General features: G+C 69.1%; 11 protein-coding genes. 6 read left to right on the top strand and 5 right to left on the bottom strand.

The genetic code is table 11. From position 1 onward, the window contains the following. Positions 1–276: 276 nt before the first annotated feature. The 4 genes from LN037_RS31845 to LN037_RS31830 all read right to left on the bottom strand — a co-directional run bounded on the left by LN037_RS31845 (position 277) and on the right by LN037_RS31830 (position 2,024). Positions 277–459, bottom strand: a complete 183-nt coding sequence (locus tag LN037_RS31845; RefSeq protein WP_230761097.1) for a hypothetical protein — start codon at positions 457–459, stop codon at positions 277–279. After that, positions 456–842, bottom strand: a complete 387-nt coding sequence (locus tag LN037_RS31840; RefSeq protein ID WP_230761095.1) for a hypothetical protein — start codon at positions 840–842, stop codon at positions 456–458. The genes LN037_RS31845 and LN037_RS31840 overlap by 4 nt, the downstream gene beginning before the upstream one ends. Then, a complete protein-coding gene (locus LN037_RS31835) occupies positions 839–1,459 on the bottom strand; it encodes an AAA family ATPase (protein ID WP_230761093.1) in 621 nt (206 codons plus the stop codon). The genes LN037_RS31840 and LN037_RS31835 overlap by 4 nt, the downstream gene beginning before the upstream one ends. 151 nt (positions 1,460–1,610) lie before the next feature. Next, on the bottom strand, positions 1,611–2,024 hold the full coding sequence (locus LN037_RS31830) for a hypothetical protein (RefSeq protein WP_230761091.1): 414 nt from the start codon (positions 2,022–2,024) through the stop codon (positions 1,611–1,613). A 537-nt stretch (positions 2,025–2,561) separates the two neighbouring features. Between LN037_RS31830 and LN037_RS31825 the strand changes: the two genes are divergently transcribed. The 3 genes from LN037_RS31825 (at position 2,562) to LN037_RS31815 (ending at position 3,905) form a co-directional block, all read left to right on the top strand. Beyond that, complete coding sequence (locus LN037_RS31825) at positions 2,562–2,858, top strand: type II toxin-antitoxin system Phd/YefM family antitoxin (protein ID WP_230761089.1); 297 nt, start codon at positions 2,562–2,564, stop codon at positions 2,856–2,858. Positions 2,859–2,920: 62 nt separating this feature from the next. After that, on the top strand, positions 2,921–3,202 hold the full coding sequence (locus LN037_RS31820) for a type II toxin-antitoxin system RelE family toxin (RefSeq protein WP_230761087.1): 282 nt from the start codon (positions 2,921–2,923) through the stop codon (positions 3,200–3,202). Positions 3,203–3,227: 25 nt separating this feature from the next. Then, positions 3,228–3,905 carry a hypothetical protein gene (locus LN037_RS31815; RefSeq protein ID WP_230761086.1) on the top strand — a complete coding sequence of 226 codons (678 nt, stop codon included), beginning with the start codon at positions 3,228–3,230 and terminating at the stop codon, positions 3,903–3,905. A 26-nt stretch (positions 3,906–3,931) separates the two neighbouring features. Here the strand turns inward: LN037_RS31815 and LN037_RS31810 are convergent, their stop codons facing one another. After that, positions 3,932–4,117, bottom strand: a complete 186-nt coding sequence (locus LN037_RS31810) for a helix-turn-helix domain-containing protein (protein WP_308286222.1) — start codon at positions 4,115–4,117, stop codon at positions 3,932–3,934. Between the two features lie 152 nt (positions 4,118–4,269). Between LN037_RS31810 and LN037_RS31805 the strand changes: the two genes are divergently transcribed. The 3 genes from LN037_RS31805 (at position 4,270) to LN037_RS31795 (ending at position 7,940) form a co-directional block, all read left to right on the top strand. After that, on the top strand, positions 4,270–4,638 hold the full coding sequence (locus LN037_RS31805) for a hypothetical protein (RefSeq protein ID WP_230761084.1): 369 nt from the start codon (positions 4,270–4,272) through the stop codon (positions 4,636–4,638). Between the two features lie 41 nt (positions 4,639–4,679). Then, on the top strand, positions 4,680–5,822 hold the full coding sequence (locus LN037_RS31800; protein ID WP_230761082.1) for an FtsK/SpoIIIE domain-containing protein: 1,143 nt from the start codon (positions 4,680–4,682) through the stop codon (positions 5,820–5,822). Positions 5,823–6,596: 774 nt separating this feature from the next. Continuing rightward, entirely contained in the window at positions 6,597–7,940 is a 1,344-nt protein-coding gene (locus tag LN037_RS31795) for a protein rep (RefSeq protein WP_230761080.1), read from the top strand. Positions 7,941–8,733 lie beyond the last annotated feature (793 nt).

Genomic DNA, 8,733 nt, shown 5'->3' with positions numbered 1-8,733 from the left:
ATCTTCAACAGGGTCGAGCGGCGCGCGTCAACGACTCAATGACACGCGCACGCGCCCAAGATCATCAACTAATGCACTGGTGTTACCCGCTCCGCGCGCCAACCGAGAGCACCGTTCTCTATGTCAATAGCATTGGTGTGTCGGGGTGCTCTTGATCTTTGGCGCGACGCCGGAGGCATAGGTGTGTTGCGCTGGGTCTCGATCTTGGAAGGACCGCAGGTCACCGACATGATCGTTTGATTCATGTGTCTGCGGCAGCAGGAAGATCAGTAGCCGTCAACGAGACGATGACGACTTGAGGATCATGTACATGCCGGTGCTGGTGAGGAGCACGACGGCGAGGTTCAACCAGGCGGACGTGTCAGAGCCGGAGCTGCGGACCAGTGCGATCACGAAGAAGACGGCCATGATCAGAGACGCGCCAAGAACGACGGCGGCGGTGGGGCGGCGCCACTTCACAGCTGCTCGCGGCAGTCGGCGACGAACTGCTCCCGTGCAGATGGGTCGTTGAGGAGCCGGCGGACGAGGACCCGGTGGGCGTCGCTGGCGGTGACGCGGGTGCGGCCGAGGTCGGCGGCGACGTCAGCGAGCAGCGCCCGGAGCTCGCGGTGCATCGCGGGGGCGAGGTCGACGGTCGTGCGGACCATCCCGGACTGCTCGGTGACCTTCGCGCTGCTGCCCTGGCGACGAGCCCCTGCGGGCGCTGGCGAGGTCTGAGGCGGGCTGTGCGGCTCGGGCACTCCCTGGGTGGGCTCGTCGGTCGGGACGGGCGCAGCGTCGCTCTGAGGGCGTTGGGCGACCCGGGCGGCCTTGGCTGCCATCTTCTCCCTCGCGGTGCTCATGCTGGGACCTCCAGGGCGTCGAGGGCGTCGCCGTAGGCGGTGGCCGCGGCTCGGGTGATGGGGTCTCCCCAGGCCTGGGCGAACCGCTCGACGCGGCGGACCTCGCCGGGCAGCACCCGGTGGCCGGCGGTGGTGAGGACCTCGCGGTAGACCCCGGTGCTCGAGGCGTTCGGGACCGTGCGGGTCAACAGCAGCGCCATTCGCGGCGCCTCGCCCTCGCGGCGGACCGCCGCGGAGTCCTCGACCGCCTCGGCGACTGCGCCCACCCGCTCGACCTCGATCGGGGTCGGCGCCACCGGCACCAGCACGTGCGAGGCCACCCGCAGCACGCTGTTCACGATCCCGGCGTTCTCCTCTAGCGGCGGAGTGTCGATCACGACGTCGTCGAACCGGCCGCCCGCGACGTCGTCGAGACGCTGGTGCAGCCGCTTGGTCGGCAGCGCCACCGTGGCCACGGGCCACACCTCGGCGTCCTCGGACCAGCGCAGCGCCGAACCCTGCGGGTCGGCGTCCACCAGCAGCACCCGCCGGCCACGCTCGTGCAGCGCGTGGGCCAGGAACGCGGCCGAGGTCGTCTTGCCGGTCCCACCCTTCAGGTTCACCAACGCCAGGATCATGACCCCCATCCTCTCAGTACTGGAGTACTGATCTCAGCACTCCAGTAACGCGTGTCGCTCGCGTCAACGTATCGTTGGCGGTCGGTACTGCGATGCTGATATCAGTACTTCAGGAAGTGCATTTTTCCTGGTCGCGAGCTTCCAGGTACCTCTAGCTCCTCTCCGTCTCGGGATCGGCGACGGACTCGGAGGAGGTCTTCTGCCGCCCGCCTCGCCCAGGTCCGCCGTACTCCCGGCGGTTCCCGTCAAGCAGCCGCTTCCACTTCTGCTGCGCGGCCTGTCGGGACCCGAGGTGGGAGTCCACCGCGGCAGCCACCGACGCCCAGGTCGTCTCCCCCGACGGACCTTCCCCGGCCCGGAGCTTGCGGATCAACGCGGCCTCGTAGACGTCGGCCAAGCGCCGGGTGTCTTGCACGAGGGCGTACCAAGCGGCCGGCCACTGCTCCCCGAGCTTGTCGCCGCGCTGCTCGACCGCCTGGTCGAGGTGGACCAGGCAGGCCAGCGACTCACCGCCCCGCTTGATCCCGTTCTCCTGCATCCACTCCCGGGCACCCTCAGCATCCATGCGTCAATGATACGTTGACTCATCGTTCGCGTCAACGATTCGAAGACGCAACACGCCAGCGCACGCGCCCCCTCCGGTGCTCCACCCTCACGTCGGCCGCGCCCCGCGTGCCAGGGGTTCTCCGGGGGTGCAACCCGCTACCGGCACCGTCTCCGAGCTGCGTCGACAGTTGTTTCTGGCACCGCTGCGGGTTGCGGCCCCGGGGGTCCTCTGGCAATCCCTGATCGGCCGTCGTGAGGGTGGAGCACCGGTCCCCGACCACCTCGAAACCGCACCCCGCCCCGTCTCCCGGTGCCCCACCTGATCCGAGGCCCCGCCGGAGGCATCACCTGGTGTCCCCTTCGAGGGTGGCTAGGGGCAAGAGTCGGTGGAGGACTTCTCCCACTGCGAGGCGACCGAGGTCATCGAGGTACCCGAAGGAGAAGAACGCCCTGCACGAGCCCAGCGCGACATCATCGAGGCGACCCGGAGCGCATTAGTGCTCATCGGAGCGGCCGGGGTGGCACCACATGGCACCGAGCGGCGACGATGGTCCTCATGACGGCTGTCCCGCTCGACCGCGACGGGGAGAAGGACGTGCGTGCCTTGGCGGCTCACGCCCGGGAGACCCACGAGCCCGTTGAGCTGCTGGAAGGGGACCAGCCGGTGGCGTTCCTGCTCGGTGCCCAGGAGTACGAGGGCCTGCTGGAGACCCTGGACATCCTCTCGACTCCGGGGGAACGCGAGGAGATCGCGGCCGGGCGCGCCGAGCTCGAGGCCGGCCAGGAGATCGACGGGGCGACCGTGGTCGCGAAGTACCTCGGCGGAGGCCACGGCAGCACCCCTGGTGTGTGAAGACCGGCGTTGAGACCCGAGAGTCCCCCCTCCGTGTCGGAGCCGGGTGCTGGACTAGTCGGGTGGCTCCCCCCGATCCGACGCCCTACGGGTTCACCCTCGCGGCCCGCGCGGTCCGGCAGCTCGATGCGCTGCCACCGCGGGTGGCTGTGCAGATCGTTGAGTTCATCGCCAACAGGCTGGTGACCAACCCGCGCCGCATCGGCAAGCCACTGGCCCGCGAGTTGGCCGGCCAGTGGTCCGCTCGGATCGACGCCTACCGCGTGCTCTACGTGATCGACGAGGACAGCCACCGCATCCGCATCACCCGCATCGCTCCGCGGTCGAACGCGTATCGGCTTTAGCAGGGGAGTGGATAGCATCTGCGGTATGAGTGAGATTCCAACCGTTCCGGAGGCGGACGAAGTCTTCGAGTTGCCTCGGGTCCAGTTGACTGGCGACGATCCTAATGCCCTAGCTGACCTCTATTCTATCCGCGATGACATAATTTTTGCTTTTAATTGCGTGCACGCGTATATTTCTATAGTAGAGAGCAATCAAGATCGCAGTTCATACGAAGCGGAATATAGTCTTACCAGGCAGTCGCTTTGGAATTCCAGTATCATTTCCTATCGCAGGGCCTTCAAGTCCGGCAAAGCTTTAATCACCCCCAAGACCTCTCGGTTCTCGCTGGACGGGCTCGTGGCCTCCTTCAACGAAGATCAGCGGCGGGTCCACGACGAGCTTCTTGAGACCGCCAGCCAGCACGTAGCCCACCGCGTAGGCCCTCGTGAGCAGGCGCAAATTTTCGCCTTCCTCGCACCACGCGACCAAGCCCCAGAGGTCCGTGGAGTCTCCGGGCTCAACCTGACGATGGTTGGTCCGATAATCGAGTCGGCTCATGAGATGGCGACTCTGTGCGGGAGGGTGCTCGAAGCGCTTGATTCTGCCATCGACGCCCGGGAGACAGCACTACTGAACAATGCTCGTACCCGCGACATCAACGATCTCTACGCAAAAGCTGTTACTGGCCCACCCGCAGTGCAGCAGGGACCGACCACTGGCTAGTTCCGACAGGGGGGGTCGGTTCTGCACTAATTTTCGGTGATCTCGGCGACCTGCTTGCGCAGGTCGTCCAAGTCCCACCGCAGGTGTCCTCCCACAGTCTTTCGAGCCGGCGTCACGTGGCCGGCCGACGCCCACCGCACGAGCGTTGCTCGGCTGACTCCGAGGGCGTGGGCGGCGTCGCCGGTTGAGACGTGCTGGTCAGGACTGGACACGTCGCGATCGTCGCAGGTGACTCAAACACGGCACCACACTGAACTTCGATGAGGCACTTGCGACGATCGCGCCGTTAGCTCTACCTTCGTGAGGCACTTGCTACGTTCGCGCCGCTTGCGACGAACGACGAGCCGCACCGAGGAGACCCGCCATGCAGCTGCCCATCGACACCGACCGCCTCGCCGCCGTGTTCTCCGGCCAGGTCGAGCCCGTGATGCCGTGGATCGAGAAGGACGGCCGCCGCCAGCCCGGCACCGAGCAGGAGCGCGACGAGGCCACCGGCCACCCGCTCTGGACGGTGCACTGCATGATCGCCAGCGGCGACCGCCCGACTCTGATGGCCGTCCGGGTCCCGTCGCCCGAGGTCCCCGACGTCCAGCAGTTCGGCCCCGCGCGCTTCGAGCGCCTGGAGTGCAGCACCCGGGTCAACCGCACCAACGGCCAGCTCGCGACCTACTGGTCAGCCGCGGGACTCGTCAACGCCGCCCGCCCGGCCAAGCAGCACGAGGCGGCGGCCTGATGGCCCTGTGGCCCCGTCGGAGCCCCGCCACCACTTCCCCGGTGGCGGGGCTCTCCCGTCTGCGCGGCCGCCACCACACCCGCTACGCCCGCGAGGTCCCCGACCGGCGCCGCAGCACCGAGCAGGAATGGCGGGCCCACTGGCGCGACGTCGCCGAGGGCTGCGACCTGGCCCGCGTCGTCCACGTCGCCGCCGGCGTCACCGTGTCGGTCCCACGGGTCGGCGGGGTCACCCTCGATGGCACCGGCCGCGTCTGCCGCGCGACCGTCCAGCGCCACCCGGGCCAGCGCACCGCCGACTACCGCGCCCGCGCCGCCCAGCTCGCCGACGCCCTCGGAGTCGCCCGCGTCGTCATCGACGACCTCGACGCCGAGCGCTGGATCGCCTTGCGCCTGCTCGACGTCGACCCGCTCGCCGCCTCCCGGCACTGGTCGTCAGCATTGCCTGACGGTTTCATCGCCCGCGACGAGGTCGGACGGTTGTTCTCCGCCCCGTGGGAGCGACGCCCGCACTGCGTCGCACAGGGCTCGACCGGCTCCGGGAAGTCCTCCTGGACCTACGGCCAGCTCGCCCCACTCGTCCGGCGCCGCGACGTCCGCGTCGTCGGGATCGACCCCTCCGGGCTGCTCTGGCGCCCCTGGCCAACCGACCCATGGCGAGTCTCCGGGGTGGCCGGCGACCTCACCGAACACCGTCAGGTGCTGCGCGAGCTGTGCGCGGAGATGGACCGGCGACTGACCGTCCTCCCCGCACGGTCCGACAACCTCGCCACCGACGAGGTCACACCCCTTCTCGCCGTGTTCCTCGAGGAGTACGCCGCGCTCGTGCGCGCCGCCGAGCTCGTCGACAAGCGCACCGGCGCCGAGGTCCGCCAGCTCGTCGGCCGGCTGTTCTCCGAGGGCCGCAAGGTCGGCCTCCGCCTGGTGCTCATCGTGCAGCGCGCCGACGCCTCGATCGTGGACGGCGCGATCCGCGCCCAGGCCACCCTCCGCGTCAGCTTCGCCTCCGAGGCCGACGGCATCCGCATGCTGCACCCCGCCCACGTCATCGACCCCGACGAGCACTCCATCGCCGACCCCGGCGTCTGCGCGGTCACCGCCCCCCGCGTCGGCACCTTCCGAGCCCGATCGACGCTGCTCGCATACGCCGACTACTGCGCCGCGGTGGCCGACGGCCGGAATTGATTTCGGCGTGTCGTGGGCCAACCACCCCGGATCCGGGGTCTTCCTACGGGACGCTCGCCTGCAGACCGCCCGTGAAACGGCGAGAGCCCCAGGTGGTGGAACACCCGGGGCTCTCTGCAGGGCGGTCGTCCGAGTCCGCGTGCTGCACAAGAGAGGACGACCGGCCGTGCTGTCGCCAGGCTACTGGCGCGCACCCGTCTGCGCGCCATCACGACACACCGAACCCGCCCGTTGGCGTGTGACGAACAGTCCTCGGCTCCACGTTGTGTCAGCGGGATCGGGGCCGGCCCTGATCTGGTCCCGCGTCGTGACTGATCTCGCGCTCGTCCTGGTCCTGTTCCTGCTCATCGTGCTCGCGTCGCTGGTGCGCCGGTGAGTGGCGCCCGGGCCCAGGGCCGCCCCCCCGGCACCGCCACCTCCCCTCGTGGGGGCGGTCAGCGCGCAGGCCGGAGGCCGGAGGCGCTGGCACGCCCCCCTCACCCCGCCGCACCCGACCTCTTCACCGGCACCGGCTCGCCCGCTCCCGGCCGCCCCACGGGGGCGGCCAGCGGCGCCGGAGGCGACGCGCTTGGTACTCCGCGAACACCCTTTCAAGCTGATCCTCGGGGCCGTCACCGCGAGCAGGCTCATGAATCCCCCGAGCAGCGCGCCCAGCGTCGGGAAGCTGCCCGCGCCCGGCGCACCCACCGCTTCACCCGCCGCGAGCAGGTCCGGCCCATCACCACTCTGCCCCGGCTCAAGCGCTGCGGCGCCACCTCCGTCACTGGGGGCGGGGTGACCGTCGGCCTGGCCCAGGGCCGCACCGGCCCCGTGGCCGGCTACGGCGGCGTCGCGACCTGCGGATCGGTCTGGTGCTGCCCGCAGTGCGCCGCGGTCATCGCCACCCGCCGCGCCGATGAGCTCGCCGACGCCATCCGTGCGGTGGACCTGCTCGGGGGCTCCGCGCACCTAGCGACGTTCACCATCCAGCACAAGCGCCGCGACAAGCTCGGCTGGACCCGTGAGCAGCGCCGTCAGGCTGCTCGCCTGCTTGCTGTGATCAAGAAGCGCGAGCGGGCCGCCGCTCTTGGCGACACCATTGACGAGGCTCAAGACCGCGCCGATCGCGCGGCCCGTGATGCTCTGCTTGCCCAGCGCGGGCTCTGGGACGCTCTCGGCGACGGCTGGCAGGCGGCGAACTCCGGCGGTCAGTGGGACAAGGACAAGGAACTCCACGGGGGGCTTCTCGGCTGGGTCAAGGCCGTCGAGGCGACCATCGGGCGTTCCGGCTGGCACGTCCACGTGCACGTCCTGCTGTGCTTCGCCGACGACGTCACCGAGCAGCAGGTCCGCCCGCTCGTCGCGCGCATGTTCCACCGCTGGAAGGCCGCGCTCGAGCGAGCCGGGTTCGACGCCTCCGGCGACATGGCCGCCGACGGCAAGGTTCCCGGCTACGACGTCCGCCGCGCCCAGCTCCACGACAACGCCCTGTCCAACTACCTCACCAAGCTCGCCCACGAGGTCACCTCTTCCCATCGCAAGGAAGGCCGGCGCCCTGGCGGCCGCACCCCCATGCAACTCCTTGCCGACGCGGTCGAGACCTACCGCGCCGACGACATCCACCTGTGGTGGGAGTGGGAACAGGCCTCCGCCGGGCGCAAGCAAGTCACCTGGTCCCTTGGAGACCGCGACCTACGGCGCCTCGCCGACCTCGGCCACGAACAGACCGACGACGAGATCGCCGCCGAGACCCTCGACGCCGACGAACGCCTCGGCCTCGCCCCCGAAGTCTGGGGCTGGGTCCGCGCCGGCCAACACACCTCAACCGTCCTCGACATCGCCGAGACCGACGGCATGGCCGGCCTCGTGCGCTGGCTCCACGACCACGGCCAGGACGTCATCCATGGCGCTGGCATCGGTTGGCTCGACCAACCTGCCGTCGACCACCGATCCGACGGCACACCTATGCCTCTCGACCGCGACACCGGCACCGGCCGCGGCTACGACTTCTCCCACCCCGCCGTCTTGCGACCACGCACCTCTGACGGCCGCCCCGGCCGCCGCCCCTCCGACCGCCCACCCCGCTGGACCACCGACGCCCGCGCCGTTCTTCTCTCCAACAACCCCGCACACCCATGAATCATCGAATGATCTTGATGGTGCGTGGCGCGGTGGTTCACCGGAGTGACTCGACTACAACGGTGCAAAGCCTGTGGACAACTCGGCGGGGGCGCGCCCAGGGCCACTAGCCGCTTGCGGGTTTTCGCAGCTCATCAAGGCCCTTGCCGCAGGCTGGCTCCGCTGCACACGAGTGAGCGCCCGGAGTGTCGGACCCCGCAGGTAGCGTCCTCGATGTGAGAACGAGAGGAGGTGAGCATGGTCAACACTTCGAACCCCAGGACGCCCGATGGCGGGCCGACCCTGTGGGAGCTGATTGCAGCCACGGTCGGTACCGCCATCGGGACCCTGATCTTCTGGGCGAGCCGGTTCTAGACCACTCAAGTTCCTGACCACCCAGGCTGGGAGCTGGGCACCACGGGCCATCACCCCGTCGGTGTCCGGCTTCCAGCCGCGACTCTAGGTGCCATGGGATGTCACGCGTGACACCCCGTCGGACATCACGTGTGACAACCCATGTGACAACCCATCTGCGTCACATGCGGGAACCCTTCCGGGAACCCATCTGACAACCGCCGGGCAACCCGCCGGGCAACCCATCGCGCAATGCCGCGCACCAGGCTGTCGAACCCTTCGTCGTCATGCTGCGGTGTCTACACCCGCACCCCGACAGCCTCGCTCGGAACGATCTTCAACAGGGTCGAGCGGCGCGCGTCAACGACTCAATGACACGCGCACGCGCCCAAGATCATCAACTAATGCACTGGTGTTACCCGCTCCGCGCGCCAACCGAGAGCACCGTTCTCTATGTCAA

Source organism: Actinomycetospora soli (assembly GCF_021026295.1).
In the GTDB taxonomy this organism is placed as follows: domain Bacteria; phylum Actinomycetota; class Actinomycetes; order Mycobacteriales; family Pseudonocardiaceae; genus Actinomycetospora; species Actinomycetospora soli.
The sequence above is the reverse complement of the archived record's forward strand: the minus strand, read 5'-3'. Positions and strand labels throughout refer to the sequence as shown.